This window comes from Rhodococcus sp. NyZ502 (assembly GCF_041464245.1).
Taxonomy (GTDB): Bacteria; Actinomycetota; Actinomycetes; order Mycobacteriales; family Mycobacteriaceae; genus Rhodococcus_F; species Rhodococcus_F qingshengii.
In genome coordinates this window covers 1,067,404-1,088,119 of record NZ_CP167155.1, presented here as the reverse complement: position 1 = coordinate 1,088,119, position 20,716 = coordinate 1,067,404, and the positions used below count along the sequence as shown (strand labels likewise).

The following is a 20,716-nucleotide window of genomic DNA, read 5'->3' as shown; positions in this document are numbered from 1 at the left end:
GACCGATACACATACGATGACGGAAACACAGAACGCCGAAACACAGAACGCCAGCGAACTCGAGGAATCAAAGATGCAAGAACAGCTTCAAGAACTCGTCGATCAGTGGAGGGTCGAGGCAAACATCCCCGGCGTCTCCGTCGGCATCGTTCACGGCGACAAGGACATCGTCGTCACCAGTGGCATCGAGAGCGTCGAAACCCAACTCCCGGTCACCGACAAGACGATGTTCATGATCGGCTCCACCACAAAGGTGTTCGCCGCAACAGCCGCGATGGCACTCGTCGAGGACGGCCTACTCGATCTCGACACCCCGTTGGTCGAGTACGTCCCCGAACTGACCTTCGCCGACGAAACAGCCACGCGCACAGTCACGATGCGTCACCTCCTCACCCACACCGGCGGATTCACCGGCGACGCGGGCCTCTCGGCAGGCTGGGGCGAAGACGCCCTGGGACGCTCGGTTTCACGGCTGAACGAACTGCGACAAGAATTTCCCGTCGGAGAAGTCTTCTCCTACAGCAACTCCGGATTCGTTCTCGCCGGACATGTCGTGGCCAAGATCAGCGGATTGACCTTCGAAGAGCTGGTCAAGCAGCGCGTGCTCGACCCCCTCGAAATGAAGAACTCGGCCTTCCTGCCCTGGGACGTGATGACCCACCGGTTCGCACTCGGTCACTACATCCGCGACGGTGTGCCGTTCGTGTCCAACGAAACCGGGCTGGACCGCGGCATGATCCCTTGCGGCGGAATGTGGTCCTCGGTGCGAGACCAACTCGTCTGGGCACGTTACGCACTGTCTGGCGAACACCCCGGCGAAGGACAGCCGCTCGACGAGTCCACCCGGTTGTTGATGCAGAAGCCGCAGCGTCCCGCCGCGATGATGTTCGAAGAAGTCGGCCTGGGATGGCTGTTGACTCGATACGGAACCACACAGGTAGTCCGGCATGGCGGAAACGTGAGCAACCTCCAGGTCTCCGAGTTCATGACAGTGCCCGAGAAGAACTTCGCCGTCACCGTGCTGACCAACGCCCTCGGCGGCGGAATCGGCAAGAAGATCGTCGACTGGTGCATGGCCAACCTCACTGAACTACCCACGCCGGCATCCCTCGACGTGGTCGAGCCCGAACCCGCTGCCGTCGACGCAGTCCTGGGCAAGTATCAGGCCGGCTCACTGACGATGACCGTCGCCCCCGGTGACGAGGGAATCGGCATCCGGATGGGCAGCGCGCAGGATCTCGGTGAATACGAGGACATCGTCTGGCCGCCGGCAATCCCGATCGCCTTCCTCAACGACCGTGACTTCGCTGCGCGCGCCGACACCACCCGGGCGTTGGGACGCTTCGTCACCGACGACACCGGTCGCGCCGTGATGCTCGAATTCGGCGGCCGCACCGCCAAGCGAGTGGCCTGATCCTCTAGACGGGTGACGCGGTCCGAACAAGTGCGATCGAACTCGCCGATCTCACCGGACCGCGTCACCCGTTTGTGCGTCTGCGGGCTGCCGTTCATTGCTCGGTTCTGGCAGAACATCGACTTTGGTGCCAGTGAGAAAGGCGACCAGCGCGACGATCACGATCGTGAAGACAATGCTCACCACCGTCGGCCCGAATCCCAAGCCGCCCTCATCTCGGTCTTGGGTCAACAGGTCACCGATGGACGCTCCCAATGGACGAGTGACAACATAAGCGATCCAAAATGCAAGTACAGCATTGAGTTTCAGGCCGAAGTGCGCGGCGGCCACTACGGCGATCACGACGCCGAACAACACAGCAGACTTCGCATACCCCAGGTCCACCTGTTCGGCAATCAAGTCTCCTGCCGCCGTTCCCAGTGAAAATGTGAACAGGACGGCGAACCAGTAGAACGCTTCGCGCTTCGGCGTGCGAATACTGTGGATGGACAACGTCCGTTCACTGGCAAACCAGATCCCGAACGTAGCGGCCAGGGCAACCGCAAAGACTCCCGTACTCACTTCGAGCGGTACACCGAGATCGTCGGTCAGAATGTCGGTGATGAGCGTTCCGACTACGCTGATCAGAACTACCACCAGCCAATAAATCCACGGTACATACTGTTTCCGCGTGAACTGGATGATCAGCGCGACGACCAAGAACACCGAAGTCAACGCAGCGGTGCCGATCAGTCCGATACCTAGATCCGCGTCGAGTGAATCCGCGGCAGTCTCCCCCACCGTCGTGCCCAGAATCTTGATCAGCCAGAAGTACAGTGTGACCTCTGGGACCTTGCTCGCCATTTCACGCGTGAACGCCATGTCGGCCAGCGTGGCACCTGGTTGTTGAAGGGAAGCTGAGAACGTTCGCCGCGATTGCGCCGGAGAGTACAGACTGGACGTCATGGAGCATCTTGCCTCGTCGATTCTGCACCCGTCCCGGTGGAGCGTGCGCGCGCGGTCGACCGTGGCTTCGACACTCGTGATCGCCTTCTGCCTGGTGATCGCCGGGCTTGCACTGGTTTTCGTGCTGGCAAACTCCCTGCATCTGTCCGCGCTGAACGGCTCCGACGCTCGCGCCACGCAATTGGTCCAGCAGCTCAACGGAAAAAACCCGGCCGATCTCGACCCTTCGCTTCTGTCCACAGACAGTCAGATCGGAATCGTGCAGATCGTCGACGCCGATCACCGAATAGTCGCCCAATCACCGGGAACCGACAGCGACCTCCTGTCCGAACGTTTTCTCGGCCCTGACGAGTCGGACGCTCTCGGAAGGGTCAAGAAGTCCGACGACGAGGACTACTGGCTGATCGGGCGAGGCGCTCAGACGCCGACCGGACCAGTCACCGTCTTCGTCGGCGCCGACCGCGAACCGGTTGAAACCGTAGTGACGACCGTTGCCGTTCTGCTGGCCATAGTCGGACCCCTGGTCCTGGGGCTGGCTGCGTTTGCCACCTACCGCCTTGTCGGTTCGGCCCTCGCTCCCGTCGAACGCATCCGCGCTCGGGTAGCGTCGATTTCGAGTGGGCGTCAAGGTGAACGAGTGCCTGTCCCGTCAGGGAACGACGAGATAGCCCGACTGGCAACAACAATGAACGACATGCTTGCGCGTCTCGACGAAGGTGCGCTGGCCCAGCAACGATTTGTCAGCGATGCCTCACACGAGTTACGCAGTCCGCTGTCCACGATCACGACGGCCCTCGAACTGGCACACCGACGCCCGGATCTCCTCGACGACGCGTTGATCGAAGACGCACTACTTCCCGAGGCGCGCCGAATGCGGCAGTTGATCGAAGACCTGTTGATTCTCGCGCGCTCGGACGAAAGCGAACTCGAAAAGTTCGGCATCGTCGTCGACGTCGACCTCGATGACATCTTGTTCGCCGAGCAGAAAAGGATCGACGGTATCTCCGCAGTTACGGTCGCCGCTGCCGTGGCTCCGGTTCGGGTCTCCGGAGACCCGAGAGCATTGACGCGGATGGTGCGAAACCTCGTGGACAATGCAGTGCGGCATGCGGAGACCCTCGTGTATCTCGAGTGCTCCGAAGCCGGAAACGAAGCCCACATCGTGATCGAGGACGACGGGCCCGGAATCCCTGAAGCAGAACGCGAACGAATCTTCGGACGCTTCGTCCGCCTGGACCAGCCGCGGTCGAGGCAGGGAGGCGGGTCCGGACTTGGACTCGCCATCGCGTCGGAAATAGTTGCGGCGCACCACGGAACCATTTCCGTCAACGAGAGAGTGGGCGGTGGAAGTCGATTCGAGGTGACGATTCCGGTACCGAACGACTGAAGATCAGGCAGTGCCGACAAAGCGGTACCCGACGCCTCGGACCGTTTCGATGCTCTGAGTTCCGAACGGGAGGTCGAGCTTCTTACGAAGGTAACCGATATACACCTCGACGATGTTCTCGTCACCTTCGTAGTTGGTGTCCCAGACGGAGCGAACGATCTCGGTCTTCGTGACCACCACACCATTGTTGCGCATCAAGAATTCGAGAACGCTGTACTCCCGCGGCGTCAGGGTCAATTCGATTCCCGCTCTGCTCACCTGATGTTTGGCCGGGTCGAGGGACAGGTGTCCAACGGAGAGTATCGCCGGACGTTGTGGAGCGCCGCGACGCACCAGTGCGCGCAGCCGAGCGAGAAGCACGACAAACGAGAATGGCTTGACCAGGTAGTCGTCGGCGCCGAGATCGAATGCATCGGCCAGGTCGTATTCGCCGTCCTTTGCCGACAGCATGAGGATCGGCGTCCAGATCTCCCGGGCGCGTAGATCCCGCACGATGTCGTACCCGTGTTTGCCCGGCAACATGATGTCGAGAACGATCACGTCGAATTCGTCACTGCACGCAGTCGCGAATCCGTCGTCACCGTTGAGTTCGACCGCGGTCACGAATCCCTCGGCCACCAATCCCCGCCGGATCGTCTCGGCCAGGCGCACTTCGTCTTCGACCACCAGTACTCGCACCACCGGCCCCGTTTCGTCGCCACGCAGTTGTTCGGATGCACCCAGTAGAGCAGACGGTAGACCCAGGGCCGAGTTCCGTTCAGCGTTTCTTCAGCTTCGGATCGTCACACTGCATTCATGCCTGCAACTGTGTCGACCGTGCGAAACGTGGTCACCGAAGTCCTGACCGAGAGCACCACCGCAGAGATCGCGGTTGCCGCAATCGTGGTGGCCGCAGCTCTGTTCGCGTTCGGTTCGATCTACCGAGCTTCCAGCGTTCGGTCTACAGCCCTTCGCACGTGCGGACTCGTGCTTGCACTGGTGACGCTGTCGATCCAGGTGTATGGAAGCGGGTGGTTGACGAGCTTCGACGGGCCGGTGACCGACTGGATGGTCGATCATCGGAGCGGCGCCCTGAACCAGATCGCGGTCGCCGTCACAGATCTCGGTAGCCCGGTCGCCACCGCGCTACTCGGGATCACCTGCGGAGTGCTCATCTCCTGGCGAGCGCGTTCGGTCGTTCCGGGCTTGATCGTGATCGGAACCGTTGGCGGGGCGGCGGTCGCCAGCACGGTAATCAAAGCGCTCGTCGGTCGCGAACGTCCGCCGACCAACATCCAGGTTATTCTCGAGACCGGCCACTCGTTCCCCTCCGGTCACGTGACGGGCACAGCAGCGCTGTTCGGCATTGCCGTTCTCGTTGTGAGCGTCGACCGAACAGCGGCCGTCAAACGCCTTCTGATGCTCCTCGCCGTGACGGTCACCGTCGTCGTCGCGCTGACTCGCCTCTACTTGGGTGCGCACTGGCTCACCGACGTCATCGCCGGAGCCATTCTCGCGACGCTTGCCGTCACGGTGGGTGGAGCCCTCTTCCGATTCGTCGGCACTCACAACCAAGCTGAATCGACTACTGCTGCAATGCGCTCTGCAGAACCTTCAGCACTTCACGAGCCGCAGTCGGCCCGGTATTGAGGTAGAAGACGTCGTCGTCAACAGCGACGGCGTGGTTGGCGACCACACCACGTAACTGCGCCCACAACGGCGCGTTCGTCAATGTCGCCGGGTCCCCGCCCTGCACGCCGTAGAAGATCCAGTCGGCGTCCGCCACGTTCAACTCTTCTTCACTGATGTCTCGGGAAGTGTCGTCGAACTGCTGCGACTGCGGACGGGTCAAGCCGGCATCCTCGGCGATACTGCCGGTGAACGAAGGAATACCGAAGATGCGCAGACGATTTCCGTTCTGGCGCGTGAACGACACCGTCGGCGGCGACGAGAGGGAAGCACCGAGGGCCGCGGCATCGGTATTGAAGGTATCCAGCAGTGCCGTCGCCTGCTGCGTCTTACCTACCCCGTCGGCAACCAGCAGGAAGTCCTGCTTCCAGTAGACGCCGGTTCCCTGTGTTGCCACCGTGGGTGCGATGGCGGAAAGCTGGTCGTACAGCGAATCAGCGTCCTTTCCTGCAACATTCATCAAGATCAGGTCAGGATCGAGCGTGACGATCGCTTCGAAATTCGGTGTGAAGCGTCCACCTGCGTCAACGACATCACTTAGCTGAGTACGGAATTCGGGGTACGCAGACAACAAGTACGGAGGCACCAGGTCCGCACCGTCACCACGCGTCGAACCTGCGGGCACGACACCGAGCGACAGGAGTGCATCTGCTTGCCCGGTCGAGATGACAACAACCTTTTCGGGCTGCGATTCGATCGTGGTGTCCCCTTTGAAGTGTGAGACGGTACGAGGGAACTCGCCGTCCGACTTTCCGCTCCCCATTCCAACCGGGACTTCTCGCGGAGCGACAAACGCAGAGTCCGCCGGAGCTGACGCACTGATCTCGGCATCTGTGGGCGAGGCGTCCTCGCTCGAGCAGCCACTGAGAGCTGCCACCAATGTCAGTGCGCCGATCAGCATTACACTGCGTGACTTCTGTCGAAAATTCATGATCGTGTCCCGTACGTCGTGAAGCATGACAGCTTCATCTTCCGTCATGGTTAGGTGACCCTACCCTTTGAAGAACTGTAAACTATATCTGTGTCAGATACAGTTCCAGGGCGTGGATCACACGAGGTCGATCGCTACTCCGATCGCGTGCCCACCGCGGAAGAAGCATCGAGATCACTCATCGCTGCGGCGTTCGAATTGCGTCGAGCGCTGCGGGAATACATGGATACGTCGGGTACCGACGCGACTCTGCCAGAGGCACAATCCGAAGTACTTCACGATGTCGCACACCATCCGGGCACTCGCATCGGGGCCGTGGCCGATCGCCTCTCCAGACGCCCGAACACCGTCAGCACGCTGGTGCGCATCCTCTCCGACAAAGACCTGATCGAGCGGCGACCCGATCCCACGGACGGCCGAGTGAGCACACTTTTCGTGAAGGACGAGCGAAGCGCGCGACGAGACCGTCGATCCGAACTACGCATCGGCGTTCTCGCCGAAGAATTGGCGGCCCTCGACGAGGGCGACCTCGACACATTGACCACTGCCGTCGGTATCCTCGACCGAGTCAATCGATCATTGCGAGATCACGCACCGCGGTGACACTCCGGGACATACAGAAGCGGTGCGGTGCAGCACCTGCCGCACCGCACCGCACCTGCTGACGAGTTACCGCCCTAGTTCATGTCGTTCGCAATGATGTTCTCGATATTCCGTTCGGCCAGAGCGGTGATGGTGACGAACGGATTGACTCCCACATTGCCCGGTACGAGGGATCCGTCCATGACGTACAGACCCGGGTACTCCGGCAGACGACCGTAGCCGTCGGTCGCCTTGCCGAGCACACAACCGCCGAGGGGGTGGTACGTCAACTGATCGCCCCACGTCTGCGTCGGGCCGAAGAGGTCGGTCCGGTAGATCGTGCCTTCCTTCTTGTTGATCTTGTCGAAGAGCTTCTTCGCCATGTCGATCGACGGCTGGTTCTGCGAGCGCTGCCAGTTCAATCCGACTTTGCCTGTTGCCGAGTTGAATTGGAACTGAGCACGTTGCGGATTCTTGGCAATCGCCAAGTACAGGCTGACCCACAGTTCGGTACCGGCCGGGAAGGGTGCGATTTCCGCAAAGACGGGAGCGGATGTGTCGGCCCAGTTGTCGATACCCATCACGGGGATCGCGGACTGCTTCGCACCGGTGGCGTCCCACATGTGATTGGCGCGGCCCACCATCACGTTGCCGTTGTGACCCCATTCCTGTCCAACTGCACCCGGCAAATTCGCCAGCTGCCCTTGCGCTTTCATCGCGACCAGGAGCTTGCTGGTCCCGATACTGCCGGCCGCGAAGAAGACCTTGTCCGCCGTCACTGTCTTGGTGCCGACGGTATTGCCCTGCTCGTTGATCTGGTTCATCACCACTTGATAGCCACCGCCGGTCGCGGCCGGGGCAACCGAGGTCACGACGTGCAGAGCTGAAATGGTGAGCTTGCCGGTGGCGGATGCCGCAGCGAGGTACGTCTTGTCCAGAGATTTCTTTCCGGCATTGTTGCCGTAGATGACCTCACTGACCAGAGCAGACTTGGTGACCTGGCCGGCAGCTTCCTGCTTCATGTAGTTGAAGTCGTAGACATTCGGCACGAACGTTGTTGTGTAACCGGATCTCTCAGCGGTCTTTCGCCCCGTCCGCGCGAACTTGTAGTACTCGGTCGATTCGAACCAGGCCGGGTCGATGTTGTTGACTCCGAGCGCAGCGTTCGCGCGCGGGAAATACGTCGAGTACATCTCGTTGGAATCGACACCGGGCAGGATCTCTTCGAAGTAGTTACGCTTGGGTGTGACGGCCATACCGCCGTTGACCAGCGACCCACCGCCGACCCCTCGGCCCTGGTAGACCTTGATCCCGCCGAAGTCCTCGGCGTCGAGAACACCGACGTAGCGGCTGATGTTCTTGTCCACCGAGCCGCCGGAGAAGTGTGAAACCGGTTGAACTGTACGGTCTCTGAGCCAGAAGGACCGACCGTCGGGCGAGAGCATCGGGCAGAAGATCTTGCCGTCGGACCCTGGTGTGGTCCACGACTTCCCCATCTCGACCATGTGCGTGTCGATACCGGCCTGTGTCAGGCGAAGTGCCGCAACGGCACCGCCGTATCCACTGCCGATCACGAGCGCGGGGACACGGTCTCCGTCGTTCAATGCTCGTCTGGGCGCAGCGGCCGCCGTGGTCCACGAGGACGAGAGTGCGGCGGCCCCCACAGCTAATCCTGTTGCTGCCAAGAAGTTTCTACGCGAGAGCGTGGAATTGGTACGTGCGTGCCGTTCGTTGGATCCAGCGCGAATGCTCAAGTGTGCCCTTCTCTTTCCGTGACCCCCGCGCTGAGATATACCGGGAGAAACCGAACGAGAAGTCCATACTCGTGGGTAACTTCGAGGAACCGTTGATTTTCCATGAAAAGGGCCGATGAACAGAAAGTTCACCGGCCCTCCGAAAGAACGAGTCAGGGAATTGAGATGCGACCTTCGACGGCGCCGAGTCCGATGTCCTTGCGGAAATGACCGCCGGGAAGCTTGACGTCGGCGATCTTTGCGTAGGCGTCGTCGCGAGCTTCGGTCAGATCCTTGCCCACTCCGACAACACTCAGCACACGCCCGCCGGCCGAGACGACGGCACCGTCTTCACGCTTCTTGGTACCGGCGTGCAGGACTCCGTCGGCGTCGGCTCCGGTGATCACGTCGCCGGTGCGTGGGGTTGACGGGTAGTTCTCCGCGGCAATCACGACCGTGACAGCGGAACCGTCGCGCCACTGCAACGGACCGACCGAATCGAGTGTTCCGGTCGAGGCCGCATTGAGTAGACCGCCCAGCGGCGTTTCGAGGAGAGCAAGCACGGCCTGAGTTTCGGGGTCACCGAACCGGCAGTTGAATTCGACGACGGCCGGGCCGTCGACACCGATCGCCAGACCGGCGTAGAGAAGGCCGGAGAAACTGCTACCGCGCGCGACCAACTCGGCAGCGACGGGCTTGACGACGTCGTCGACAATCTGCGTGACCATCTCGTCGGGCAGCCACGGCAATGGGGTGTACGCGCCCATGCCGCCGGTGTTGGGTCCGGAGTCTCCGTCGCCTACTCGCTTGTGGTCCTGAGCCGGGAGCAGCGGGATCACGGTTTCGCCGTCGACGAGGCAGAAAAGCGAAACTTCCGGACCGTCGAGGAAGGACTCGAGGAGAACCGGGTGTCCGGTCTCGAGCAGTTCTGCGGCATGATCGCGCGCGGCGAGACGATCCGTCGTGACGACTACGCCCTTACCCGCGGCCAATCCGTCGTCCTTGACCACCCAGTTGGGACCGAAGCGGTCGAGTGCTTCGTCGAGCTTGGCCGGATTGTCGACGATCTCGCTGTGAGCGGTCTTGACGCCGGCGACAGCCATCACGTCCTTGGCGAAAGCCTTCGATCCCTCGATGCGGGCGGCGTCGGCCGAAGGCCCGAAGCAGGCGATACCTGCTGCGCGCACCGCGTCTGCGACACCGAGGACCAGCGGAACCTCGGGTCCGATGACGACGAGGTCGGCTTCGACCTTCTGGGCCAGCGCGGTAACCGCGTCACCCGAAGCGACGTCGATGGGGTGCTGCTCGGCGATTTTTGCGATCCCGGCATTGCCAGGCGCGCAGATCAGGGCCGTGACACCTGGATCGCGAGCAAGAGAGAGAAGGAGGGCATGTTCACGGGCTCCGGAGCCGATTACTAGTACGCGCACGGTGAACAGACTACGGCCTGCGATAACAGGGCTCTCGGAGTGCCACTGGCGGGGACAAGGTCCCAGCGTTCGGCCTTTGTGCGAAATATCCGTTTCGAGATGAGATCATATGAATACCTGAATAGGTGAACAGATGTTTTCGTACACCTGTCCACCAAGGAAAGGACACCCGTGAAACTCCACAAACCAGGCGTTCTGACGCTCACCGCAACCGCCGCAATCGGCGCACTTCTGATCACGTCGTGCAGTAGCCCGACTGGCACCGACTCCTCGGGCAACAACGACGGCCTGGTCTTGGCCGACGGCTACGAGCTGGGCGGCTACAACCCGGTCGCAGGCTTCGGCGCTGCCGGTGAGGCCAAGATGTACGACGGCCTCGTCCGGCTCACCGGAGGGACCGGCATGCCGGGATTCGAGCCGTCTCTGGCCGCGGAGATGCCCACTGCCAATGCCGACGCGACAGTCTGGACGGTCAAGCTACGTGACGGCGTCACCTTCTCCGACGGGTCGACCTTCGACGCCGACGACGTGGTTGCCACGTACAAGGCGATCCTCGATCCGGCTTCCGCCTCCGAAGCGCGGTCGTCGTACGACATGATCAGCGACGTCGTGGCCGTCGACGACAGCACAGTCGAGTTTCGTCTCGCCTACTCGTATGCGCCCCTGCTGACGAAGATGCTGATCGGCATGGTCCCGTCGGAATCCCTCGCGACACCCGGACTGGCCGCCGAATCGCCGTTGAACACCGCGCCTGTCGGTACGGGTCCGTACACACTCGTCGATCTCTCACCGGATCGAGCGGTCTTCGAGGCGAACGAGAACTACTGGGACGGTGCACCGGAGATCAAGAAGCTCACTCTCCTCTACGTTCCGGACGACAACACCCGCGCCCAACGTATGGTATCCGGCGAGATCGACGGAACCAATCTCCCTCCACTGCTTGCCAATACGTTCTCAGGCAAAGACAACATGTCGGTGACTGCCCATCAGTCAGCGGACTGGCGCGGTCTCTCACTTCCGACGAACAATCCCGTGGCAAGCGACAAAGCCGTACGGATGGCGCTCAACCTAGCCGCCGATCGCCAGTCGATGATCGACAACGTCCTGGGCGGACACGGCCGCGTCGCCGCCACTCCGATCCCCGAGGTCTACGGCGATTCGTACAACCCGAACGCAACCTTCGCCTACGACCCGGCTGAGGCCGAGCGAATTCTCACCGAAGCGGGCTGGATCGAAGGTGCCGACGGAATCCGTTCGAAAGACGGTCAGCGGGCGCAGTTCACGATCATGTACAACTCCGTCGACACCGTTCGACGTGATCTCGCTCAGGCATTTGCCTCCGATGCTCTCGCTGTCGGCATCGAGGTGGATCTCGAAGCGCTCTCCTGGGACCGCATAGACCCTCGAATCAACCAGGATTCGACGCTTCTCGGTGGTGGAGACGAACCTTTCGATCCAGACACGCAGGCGTACGACGCGCTGAACTCGAAGTACATAGCGCCCGGGGTCGGCAGCATCTACGACAACGCCAGCGACTACTCCAATCCAGCAGTCGACGCAGGCCTGGAAGTAGGACGCCGCAGCCTGGATCAGGCAACGCGTGACGCCGCGTATCGCGACGTGCAGCAGGCGTACGTCGAGGATCCCGGATTTGTCATCCTCGTATTCCTCGACCATACGTACGTTTCGAAGGATTCCGACTGGCAGATGTCCGGACCTGTACTCGAGCCACACTCACACGGTGTGACCTGGGGCCCGTGGTGGTCACTGCAGACGTGGGCCAGAGGGCAATGACAGCTGTCGACGTTCGGGTAGACGTGCGGCAATCGCTCGACCACCGTGGCAACTCCCGCCGAAAGGCCATCCTCACGATGGTCGGTCGGCGGGCGTTGTTCATCGTGCCGGTGATCGCCGTGGTGTCCGCGGGACTCTTTGCCGCCGCCGCGATCTCACCGTTCGATCCACTTGTCGGCTACCTGGGCACGCGATACATGACGACCAGCGACGCGGACAAAGCGTTGATCGCCGATCAGATGGGTTTCGACAACCCCTGGTACAGCACGTACTGGAATTGGCTCCAGGGCGTGTTCACCGGTGATCTCGGGATCTCCAGATCGTTCAATCAGCCTGTTTCCCAAGTTATCTCCGAGCGTCTGCCATGGACCCTGCTGCTGGTCGGTATCTCACTCCTCATCGCGATTCTCGCCTCGCTGACACTCGGTGTTCTCGCCGGAATCCGCAGTGGAGGATTCTTGGACAAGACCGTGTCCGGGCTGAGCGTCGTGGTCCAAGGACTTCCGCCGTTTGTCTTGTCGCTGGGTGCCATCGCGCTCTTCGCGTTGACTCTCGGCTGGCTCCCCGTCGCCGGGTTGACCGACGGGGGTGCCGATCCTACACCGGGACAGGTGATCCGGCACTTGGTCCTACCGGTGACGGTCCTCTCCATCTCGCAGATGCCGTGGCTCCTACTCGCGGTCCGAGAATCCGTCGTGGGTTCGAAAAGTGAGGGATTTGTCGCGGGCGCCGTAGCACGCGGAATCCCGACGCCGACCATCACGAAACGCCACATACTGCCGACCTCACTGGCGCCTTTCGTCAACATCGTCGGCGTGCGACTGCCCGAGCTGATAGTCGGGGCAGTGCTGGTGGAAGAGGTCTTCAGTTGGCCAGGGATCGCCGGCGCCATCGTCTCGTCAGCCCGTGACCTCGACATGGCACTGCTCGCGTTCCTCACCGTCGGTACGACATTGACGGTCATGCTCGGCTCACTGCTTGCCGACGTCCTCGTTGCAGTACTCGACCCGAGAGTGAGTACCGATGGCTGAACGACGCTTCAAGATCGCCCTCGGCGTGCTGATCCTCGTGGCGCTGTACGCGGCGTTGGTCCCATGGTTGGCCGACGTCGACGACCGAGTCACAGACTTCTCGGCGGCTCGCCTGGCTCCGTCGTTCGATCACCCCTTCGGAACGGACTCGGCGGGCCGAGATCTATTCGTGCGCATAGCTGCAGGCATCAGAACCTCACTTCTGATCGCACTCGCCTGCGCGCTGCTCGCCACGGTGATCGGCGTCGCCGTTGGCACTACGGCCGGACTGGTCGGCGGCTGGGTGGACAGGTTCGTCATGCGCGGCACCGATGCCGTCAACGCACTCCCCCACCTGTTGCTCGGCATCGTCATCGTCGCGATGTTCCGTGGAAGCATTGCCGCCATCGTGCTTTCGATCGCACTGACCCACTGGACCCAAGTGGCCCGGATCATCCGCTCCGAGATCTTGAGTCTGCGCGAGCGTCCCTACATCGACGCCGCCATTCTCGCGGGAGCCAGTCGACGTCACGTGATCATGCGCCACCTCGTGCCGGCGACGGCGCCACAGGCTTTGATCGCAGTCGTTCTCCTGCTGCCCCACGCCGTCTGGCACGAATCGACGTTGTCCTTCCTGGGATTCGGCCTTCCCCCGCACAAGCCCAGTCTCGGGACGCTTCTCGAAGAGGCACGCAGTTCTCTGCTCCTCGGCGGTTGGTGGACGCTGGTATTCCCCGCCACAGTTCTCGTGATCGCCACCGTCGCAGTTGCCGTCGCCGGTTCGGCCCTGCGGTCGATGCTCACGCCCCCTCGACCTTCGGAGTTGCGACTGTGAACCACGGCCTGCGCATCGAATCTCTCACCGTCAGGATCCCTCTACTCGGAGGATCGGTAGTTCACGCTGCGAGCGACATCGACCTCGACGTTCCAGCCGGCACGGTGACCGCACTTGTCGGGGAATCGGGGTGTGGCAAGTCGATCATCGCCACCTCGGTCATGAACATGTTGCCGCCGAATGCTTCTCGAACCGGAACGGTCACCGTCGGAACACCGGACCTCGAGATCGACGTCTTCTCCGGCACCGCGTTCCGTGGGCGGCACGTGGCTCTCGTTCCACAATCCGCCGCAACACATCTCACCCCCGTCCGGACTGCGCGATCGCAGCTACAGGAGACGATCGACGCACTCGGCAGCGATCACACTTGCGATGCCTTGGCACTTCGCGTCGGACTCGAACCGTCGGCCCTGGACTGCTACCCGCACGAACTGTCGGGCGGCATGGCGCAACGCGTGGCCATTGCCGGTGCGCTGGCCGGGAATCCGTCGGTGATCGTCGCAGACGAACCCACCGCCAACCTCGACCGCGAACTCACCGACCACGTCATGGGATTACTTCGAGAGTGCGCTGACTCCGGGGCGGCTGTCCTGCTCATCACCCATGACCTGGCATCCCTTACCCGCAGCGGTGTCGCGGATCGACTTGCCGTCATGTACGCATCACGCATCATGGAGACCGGTCCGGCCGCGCTGGTGTTCAAAGATCCGCTTCACGATTACACCCGAGACCTTCTCGGCGCCTTACCTTCCAGAGGTTTGACTCCCATGCCGGGATCGCCACCGCAACTCACCGATCTCCCCGAGGAGTGCGTCTATCACCTACGACGCCCGGAGTCGAAACAATCCGGTGGCCCGACCGAACTCGTCACATTGGGTGACCGCACGTACCGAACGCTGCGGAAGGTGGGCTGACATGAGTCTGCAAGCTCTGGGAATCACCAGCGGTTACCGTCGCAACCGGCCAGTTCTCGAGAACGTCTCGCTCGAGATTCCGTCGGGAAAGCTGATCGGCCTGACCGGGCCTTCGGGCACCGGAAAATCAACACTTGCAAGGATTCTCGCTTCGCTGGATGCACCGTGGTCAGGCGAGGTGCGGATCGACGGATCACCCGTTGTGGGTACCAAATTCTCGGTACCCGCGGCACTACGCGGGACGGTGTCCATGCTGTTTCAGTCACCTCGCGCATCGACCGACCCTCGGCAGACGCTCGCCTCGATCATCGGTCAACCCAGCGATATTGCCAGTAGGTCAATCGATGTGGTCGCACTGGCAGCAGAAGTGGGCCTCACTCCCGATCTCTTGTCCCGTAGACCCCACCAGGTGAGCGACGGCCAACTACAGCGCGCCTGCCTGGCGAGATCGCTGGCGCAACAACCGAAATACCTCATCTGTGACGAGGCGACGGCGATGCTCGACGCCGCCACGACGGCCGCGCTCATTCGGTTGATCGAGAGTCGCGCCGCCGAAACCGGCGTCGGTGTATTACTCATCAGCCATGATCGCGAATTACTCGGCGCCTGCTGCGACGTGGTCCACGACCTCGACAGTATCAGCGCTTAGCCCTGCGAAATCAACTCTTGACTCGAACACGTGTTCGAGTATGATTTGGGGAGGGGATCGGGGGATTCAATGAGCGTCTTGTTGTCGGACGTGGTGTCTGGTTCTGCGGTGGGGTTACGCGGACGCCTGTGGCAGTTGTCTGCTTCTGAGTTGCGTACCGCTGCTATCGAGGCGAGTGCGGAGATTCTGCGTCTCGAGGCTGTGCGGGTGGCGGTGGTCGACGAGATGTCGATGCGCCCGGATGATCAGGTGATCGCCAGCCGCGGAGTGGGGTCCTGGTTGGCGGCCAACACGATGCTGCAGGTTCGGGACGGGAAGAAGATCGCCGCGTTAGGTGCAGCTTTGCGGCCGTTTCCGGCGGTGGCTGCTCGGTTCGATTGCGGGGACTGCTCGTTCGAGCATGCCGTGTTGATCGTGGCGTTCTGTGAATCACCACCGAAAGGCATGCCAGACGAAGCGCTCCCTCGCTGTATCGACCTACTGCTTGCGGCTGCTTCCGGAGTTGAGGCGACGACGACAAAAGTGCGGAACGTGATCGCGACCTTGGAGCGGTTGTTCGAATCGGATGAGATCCCGCCCGCCGAAGATGTCGATCTCAACGAGTTGCGGATCGCGTCGACGTTGAACGGTCGGGTGGTGGTGCGCGGCGATTTCGATGCCCTCACCGGTGAAATGTTGTTGTCGGCGTTGTCGAGTCTGACGATGCCGACCCCGGCACCTGATGGAACCCCGGATGCTCGGTCGACGGCGAAGCGCACGGCCGACGGGTTCACCGAACTGATCCGCCGTTACCTCGACTGCGCGAAAACCGGTACCGATGGTGGCCAACGCCCGCACGTGAACGTGCACATCAACGCGCGTGATCTCGCTGAGCACCGTGACTGCGCCGCAACACCCTCCACTGCTGATGGTGAAGAGTCTCAGTCGGATCTTGATGTCGGGCACATGCCCTGGCTCGGACCACTGTCCGTGTCACAGACCAGACTCCTCGGCTGCGACTGCTTCCTCTCCACCGTCCTGCTCGACAGTCACGGCGCACCCTTGGATGCGCAACCCGGAAAACGATTGGTCACCCCCGAACAGCGAGTGGCGTTGATCGCCCGAGACAAAGGCTGCGCCTTCCCCGGCTGCACATGCGTACCGGCCTGGACCGATGCGCACCACATTAAGCACTGGGCCAACGGCGGCCCGACGGTGATGAACAACCTGGTCCTGCTGTGCCGTTCACACCACCGACTGATGCACCGCAAATCCGGGTTCGTCGGGAAATGGAAAATCCGCATCGGCGCCGACAACAAACCCTGGTTCATCCCACCACCCTCGATCGACCCGCAGCAGCAACCACGGCCGGCGAACACCACCTTCAAAACCTGAGGACGAACCTCAGGCATACAACTTCACGCCAGGTCCGCATCGGAGGAAGCACCTCCGATGCGGACCTGGCGTGCGTTCATTATGGTCAGCCTGCAACCGTCAAGTCGTAGAGGGTTACTCCGTCTACCGTTGTGGCGGTGAAGTTTTCGGTCACCCACGTCGAGATAGCGGTAGCGGTGCCTTCGGCGTTCATACCGCCACCCATCCCACCGCCTGCGATGAAGAAGTGAATCTTGCCCTCTGCCACGTACTGCTGGAACTGCGCGAGCGTCGGCGACGGATCGCTCCCGTTGAACCCTCCGATAGCCATGACCGGTGACTGCGTCGCAAGCTGATAACCCGAGGCGCTGTTGGACCCGATTGCCGCGGCTACCCACGTGAACTGGTCGGAGTTCTCTTCGAGTGTGGACACAACAGCGGCTCCCGGCGTGCTGCCCTGCAGTAGACCACCGGCACCGCCTCCCATTGCGCCCCGCGTTCCGTCGGTGGTCGGCGTGGTACCGCCCGGAACTGTTGCACCACCGGGCATCTGACCCATTCCTACAGGGGGCGTGCCCGGCATTCCGGTCCCAGCCCCGTCAGTCCGACGGTTACCGCCATCAGCCGTGCCACCGAATCCACCGAAGCCTCCGCGGCCACCGCCGGGCCCACCCATTCCACCTTCGACGCTCGGTCCGGCCGAAACTATGGAACCGGTATGCGGAGTGTTGATCGTGTCGATCGCGTATGCAGTCGGACCTGCCAGACCGGTGAAGATCGCTGCGAGAATCACTGCCACAGCCGATCGACCTCGCGTCAATGCCGGAATCAGCACTGCCACGGCACTGACGATGCCGACCACCAGAATGGTCCAGCGAAGCCACGGTACGAACGAAGGCGAGCGTCCGAGCAGTACCCACGCCATCGCGACGGTTGCGGCCAAGGACACCGCCAGAATGATGCGAACCCAGAGGACGTCACGATGACGCCACGCCACTACCGATCCTGAACCGATCAGCGCGGCGATCGCCGGCGCCAGCGCAACGGTGTAGTAGGCGTGGAAGATTCCCGCCATGAAACTGAAGGTCAGTCCGGTCACCAACAGCCACAGTCCCCAGACGATGAATGACGCGCGCTGTGTATCAGCGCGGGGTGCCCTGCCTCGCAGCACGATTCCAGCCGCCAGAAGTATCAGTGCAGCAGGAATCAACCAGGCGATCTGTCCGCCCTGGGCCGATTCGAACAGTCGGGTAATGCCGGTACTCCCCCACATACCACCGCCGGCCCCACCACCTGGTGCCATACCTCCCCCGGCCATACCACCTGCGGCCTCGCCCATGCCGGGGAAACCGCCCGCAGCAGCGCCGGCCGCGGCATCACCAGCACCGCGCATTCCGCCGCCGCCGACGCTTCCGGTCTCGTTGCCGCTCAAGCGCCCGAGCCCGTTGTAGCCGAGCGTCAGTTCGAGAATCGAATTGTTCTGTGAACCACCGATCCACGGACGCGAGTCGGCCGGCCACAGTTCGACGATTGCCAACCACCATCCGGCGGAAACGATCAGTCCGCCCAGTGCCGCGAACAGTTGGAGTACGCGCTTACCCAGTTTCGGCGGTCCGGCGATCAGATAGGTGAGCGCCAGCGGTGGAACCACCAACATGACCTGTAATTGCTTTGTCAGGAAACCGAATCCGCAGAAGATACCGACCAACACGAGCCAGCGGGTGTGGCCGTCCTGCACGGCGCGCATCATCGCCCACACTGCTGCGATCATCAGGAGCACCAGCAGAGCATCCGGGTTGTTGAACCGGAACATCAGCGCCGCTACGGGTGTGAGCGCAAGTACCAGGCCCGCGAGGAGGCCGGCGGCCGCACCGAAATACCGTCGAACCGTTCCCCACAACAGTGCAACCGATCCGACCCCGAGGAGTGCCTGCGGCACCAACATCGCCCAGGAATTGAGTCCGAAGATGCGAACCGACAGCGACATCAACCACAGGGACATGGGCGGCTTGTCGACGGTGATCGAGTTTGCAGCGTCCGAGGAGCCGAAGAAGAAAGCCTTCCACGACACCGAACCTGCCTGTACCGCAGCGGCATAGAACGAGTTGGCCCATCCGGACGCACCCAGGCCCCAGATGTAGGCGACTCCGGTGCCCACCAACAACACTCCCAGTGCCCACGGTTCCCAGCGCACCTGACGTTGCGGTTCCGGCGCTGGCAGCGGCGCGGCGAGTGTCCCTGCAGTGGCGGTCATCGATTGGCTCCTACGGATTGTGCGGTGCGAAACACCCAGCGCAGTGCGATGAATCGACTGACTGTGGCAACAAGATTGGCGATGACGAGTACGGCAAGCTCCACGTGCTTGGAAGCATCGGGCGCCATGACGTCGAGCACGAACAACGATCCGCTGGTGAGCAGTAGACCGAACCCGAACACGAGCAGGCCCTGCATCTGGTGACGAGCGGATCCTTCCGACCCTCGGATCCCGAAGGTGAAGGCCCGGTTGGCGGCGGTGTTGAATACCGCGGTCACCAGCAATGCGACGGCGTTGGCCCACTGCGCACCCATGATCGAGTGCAGAGCGAGGTAGAGCAGCGCGTACGCGAGCGTCGAAATGACTCCCACCACGGCAAAGCGTGAGAGCTGCCCGACCATTCCTCGTGGAACTCCGGGAACCAACGGTTCACGTCCGAAACTAGCCCTGAGCTCGGCCAATGGAAGGGAACCGGTAGACAGTGCTCGCCCGACACGGACCACACCTTTGAGGTCGGCAACTGCCGTGGCAATGATGTCCACCCGACTGTCCGGGTCGTCCACCCAGTCGACAGGGACCTCGTGAATCCGCATGCCCGCTCGCTCGGCCAGCACCAGCAATTCGGTATCGAAGAACCACCCGGTGTCCTCCACCAGCGGAAGTAGTTGCCGTGCAACATCGACGCGCATGGCTTTGAATCCGCACTGGGCGTCGGAGAAGCGAGCATGCAGTGCGCTTCGGAGGATGAGGTTGTAGCTACGTGAGATGAACTCACGCTTGGGGCCGCGCACCACGCGGGACGATCGTGCCAGCCGGGAACCGATGGCGATGTCCGAGTGTCCGGAGAGCAACGGAGCAATCAACGGCATCAGGGCGTTGAGGTCGGTCGAGAGGTCGACGTCCATGTACGCGACCACGTCGGCATCGGAGTCGCTCCATACCTGCCGCAGTGCTCGACCACGACCCTTCGCATCCAGGTGGACGACCCGGACGTCGTCGAATTCTTCGGCGAGGGAACGTGCGAGTGCCAACGTGCCGTCGACACTGGCGTTGTCCGCGATGGTAATTCGTGCAGAGAATGGCACCTGCGTGCGTAAATGCCGGCGCAGGCGCCGCACGCACGTCTCGAGGCCTGCCTCTTCGTTGTATACCGGGACGACCACGTCCAGCACTACAGTCGTCGCGGAGACCTCCTCTGCGTCCGTGCTGCCCGCGGTCTGCATGGCTTCTGTCGTCATGCGTCCTAGATTTGTCGGGCCGGCTCCGACGAACCTGCGTCCAGCCTGGGAGTTTCCTGGCAACCGGACGCGGGCTAATCTCGGGGTATGCCTTCAGTCTTCAGTGCCATCATCAACGGGGATCTACCAGGACGTTTCGTGTGGGAGGACGAGGACGTCGTCGCGTTCTTGACCATCGCGCCGGTAACGCAGGGCCACGTGCTTGTGGTTCCGCGAGCCGAGGTCGATCAGTGGCAGGACGTGGATCCTGAACTCTTTGCCAAGGTCACCGCTGTTGCCCGCAACCTCGGCCAAGCCGTGCGGAAGGCGTTCGACGCGCCTCGGGCGGGTCTCCTCATCGCAGGTCTGGAAGTTCCGCATCTTCACGTTCATGTTTTCCCCGCATACGACATGGGGAACTTCGACATCAGTGGCGCCGACACCTCGCCGTCACCCGAATCTCTCGACGAGGCACAGACCAAACTCAAGTCGGCGCTACGCGACCTCGGCTTCGAGGCAACTGTCTCGACTCGTTGATCGCATACCTTCGACCGAATTTCGCTGGCCGATAACTGGACTCCCCGCCGCAGCCTCCAACGG

Annotated in this window: 18 protein-coding genes; 11 read left to right on the top strand and 7 right to left on the bottom strand. The window is 62.0% G+C overall.

The genetic code is table 11. The features are described 5' to 3' along the window. The first annotated feature begins 16 nt into the window (after positions 1–16). Positions 17–1,414, top strand: a complete 1,398-nt coding sequence (locus tag ACBG85_RS05050) for a serine hydrolase (RefSeq protein WP_007734413.1) — start codon at positions 17–19, stop codon at positions 1,412–1,414. 51 nt (positions 1,415–1,465) lie between these two features. Here the strand turns inward: ACBG85_RS05050 and ACBG85_RS05045 are convergent, their stop codons facing one another. Continuing rightward, positions 1,466–2,275 (bottom strand): hypothetical protein, encoded by an 810-nt coding sequence (locus tag ACBG85_RS05045; RefSeq protein WP_372026445.1) that lies wholly within the window; start codon positions 2,273–2,275, stop codon positions 1,466–1,468. 82 nt (positions 2,276–2,357) lie between these two features. On the opposite strand from ACBG85_RS05045, the gene ACBG85_RS05040 reads away from it, so the two are divergent. Then, positions 2,358–3,746, top strand: a complete 1,389-nt coding sequence (locus ACBG85_RS05040; RefSeq protein WP_372026442.1) for an ATP-binding protein — start codon at positions 2,358–2,360, stop codon at positions 3,744–3,746. 3 nt (positions 3,747–3,749) lie between these two features. On the opposite strand, the gene ACBG85_RS05035 is transcribed toward ACBG85_RS05040, so the two are convergent. Continuing rightward, positions 3,750–4,424, bottom strand: a complete 675-nt coding sequence (locus tag ACBG85_RS05035) for a response regulator transcription factor (protein ID WP_042453533.1) — start codon at positions 4,422–4,424, stop codon at positions 3,750–3,752. A gap of 117 nt (positions 4,425–4,541) precedes the next feature. Here ACBG85_RS05035 and ACBG85_RS05030 point away from each other — a divergent pair, with 117 nt between their 5' ends. After that, positions 4,542–5,375: a phosphatase PAP2 family protein gene (locus ACBG85_RS05030; protein ID WP_372026439.1), complete on the top strand. Its 834-nt coding sequence runs from the start codon at positions 4,542–4,544 to the stop codon at positions 5,373–5,375. Here ACBG85_RS05030 and ACBG85_RS05025 read toward each other — a convergent pair. Beyond that, the gene (locus tag ACBG85_RS05025; protein WP_256933398.1) at positions 5,311–6,393 is read right to left on the bottom strand and encodes an ABC transporter substrate-binding protein; all 1,083 of its coding nucleotides are present in this window, start codon (positions 6,391–6,393) and stop codon (positions 5,311–5,313) included. The genes ACBG85_RS05030 and ACBG85_RS05025 overlap by 65 nt on opposite strands. Before the next feature lie 42 nt (positions 6,394–6,435). Here ACBG85_RS05025 and ACBG85_RS05020 point away from each other — a divergent pair, with 42 nt between their 5' ends. Continuing rightward, complete coding sequence (locus tag ACBG85_RS05020; protein WP_231917207.1) at positions 6,436–6,948, top strand: MarR family winged helix-turn-helix transcriptional regulator; 513 nt, start codon at positions 6,436–6,438, stop codon at positions 6,946–6,948. Positions 6,949–7,022: 74 nt separating this feature from the next. Here ACBG85_RS05020 and ACBG85_RS05015 read toward each other — a convergent pair whose 3' ends face one another. Further along, complete coding sequence (locus tag ACBG85_RS05015) at positions 7,023–8,591, bottom strand: GMC oxidoreductase (RefSeq protein WP_007734403.1); 1,569 nt, start codon at positions 8,589–8,591, stop codon at positions 7,023–7,025. Positions 8,592–8,833: 242 nt separating this feature from the next. Then, positions 8,834–10,090: a phosphoribosylamine--glycine ligase gene (purD, locus tag ACBG85_RS05010; RefSeq protein ID WP_007734401.1), complete on the bottom strand. Its 1,257-nt coding sequence runs from the start codon at positions 10,088–10,090 to the stop codon at positions 8,834–8,836. Positions 10,091–10,261: 171 nt separating this feature from the next. On the opposite strand from purD, the gene ACBG85_RS05005 reads away from it, so the two are divergent. From ACBG85_RS05005 to ACBG85_RS04980, 6 genes are all read left to right on the top strand, one after another. Beyond that, positions 10,262–11,884: an ABC transporter substrate-binding protein gene (locus ACBG85_RS05005; RefSeq protein ID WP_372026436.1), complete on the top strand. Its 1,623-nt coding sequence runs from the start codon at positions 10,262–10,264 to the stop codon at positions 11,882–11,884. Further along, on the top strand, positions 11,881–12,915 hold the full coding sequence (locus ACBG85_RS05000; protein ID WP_081558750.1) for an ABC transporter permease: 1,035 nt from the start codon (positions 11,881–11,883) through the stop codon (positions 12,913–12,915). Before ACBG85_RS05005 ends, ACBG85_RS05000 begins: the two co-directional genes overlap by 4 nt. Next, positions 12,908–13,729 (top strand): ABC transporter permease, encoded by an 822-nt coding sequence (locus ACBG85_RS04995; protein ID WP_372026433.1) that lies wholly within the window; start codon positions 12,908–12,910, stop codon positions 13,727–13,729. The genes ACBG85_RS05000 and ACBG85_RS04995 overlap by 8 nt, the downstream gene beginning before the upstream one ends. After that, positions 13,726–14,643, top strand: a complete 918-nt coding sequence (locus ACBG85_RS04990; protein ID WP_372026430.1) for an oligopeptide/dipeptide ABC transporter ATP-binding protein — start codon at positions 13,726–13,728, stop codon at positions 14,641–14,643. Before ACBG85_RS04995 ends, ACBG85_RS04990 begins: the two co-directional genes overlap by 4 nt. A gap of 1 nt (position 14,644) precedes the next feature. Continuing rightward, positions 14,645–15,292 carry an ABC transporter ATP-binding protein gene (locus ACBG85_RS04985; protein ID WP_372026428.1) on the top strand — a complete coding sequence of 216 codons (648 nt, stop codon included), beginning with the start codon at positions 14,645–14,647 and terminating at the stop codon, positions 15,290–15,292. Positions 15,293–15,361: 69 nt separating this feature from the next. Continuing rightward, a complete protein-coding gene (locus tag ACBG85_RS04980) occupies positions 15,362–16,666 on the top strand; it encodes a DUF222 domain-containing protein (protein WP_372026425.1) in 1,305 nt (434 codons plus the stop codon). Positions 16,667–16,751: 85 nt separating this feature from the next. Here the strand turns inward: ACBG85_RS04980 and ACBG85_RS04975 are convergent, their stop codons facing one another. Beyond that, entirely contained in the window at positions 16,752–18,899 is a 2,148-nt protein-coding gene (locus ACBG85_RS04975) for an ArnT family glycosyltransferase (RefSeq protein ID WP_372026423.1), read from the bottom strand. Beyond that, the gene (locus tag ACBG85_RS04970; RefSeq protein WP_007734387.1) at positions 18,896–20,137 is read right to left on the bottom strand and encodes a glycosyltransferase; all 1,242 of its coding nucleotides are present in this window, start codon (positions 20,135–20,137) and stop codon (positions 18,896–18,898) included. The genes ACBG85_RS04975 and ACBG85_RS04970 overlap by 4 nt, the downstream gene beginning before the upstream one ends. 87 nt (positions 20,138–20,224) lie before the next feature. Here ACBG85_RS04970 and ACBG85_RS04965 point away from each other — a divergent pair, with 87 nt between their 5' ends. Continuing rightward, a complete protein-coding gene (locus ACBG85_RS04965; RefSeq protein WP_064074148.1) occupies positions 20,225–20,653 on the top strand; it encodes an HIT family protein in 429 nt (142 codons plus the stop codon). Positions 20,654–20,716: the final 63 nt, after the last annotated feature.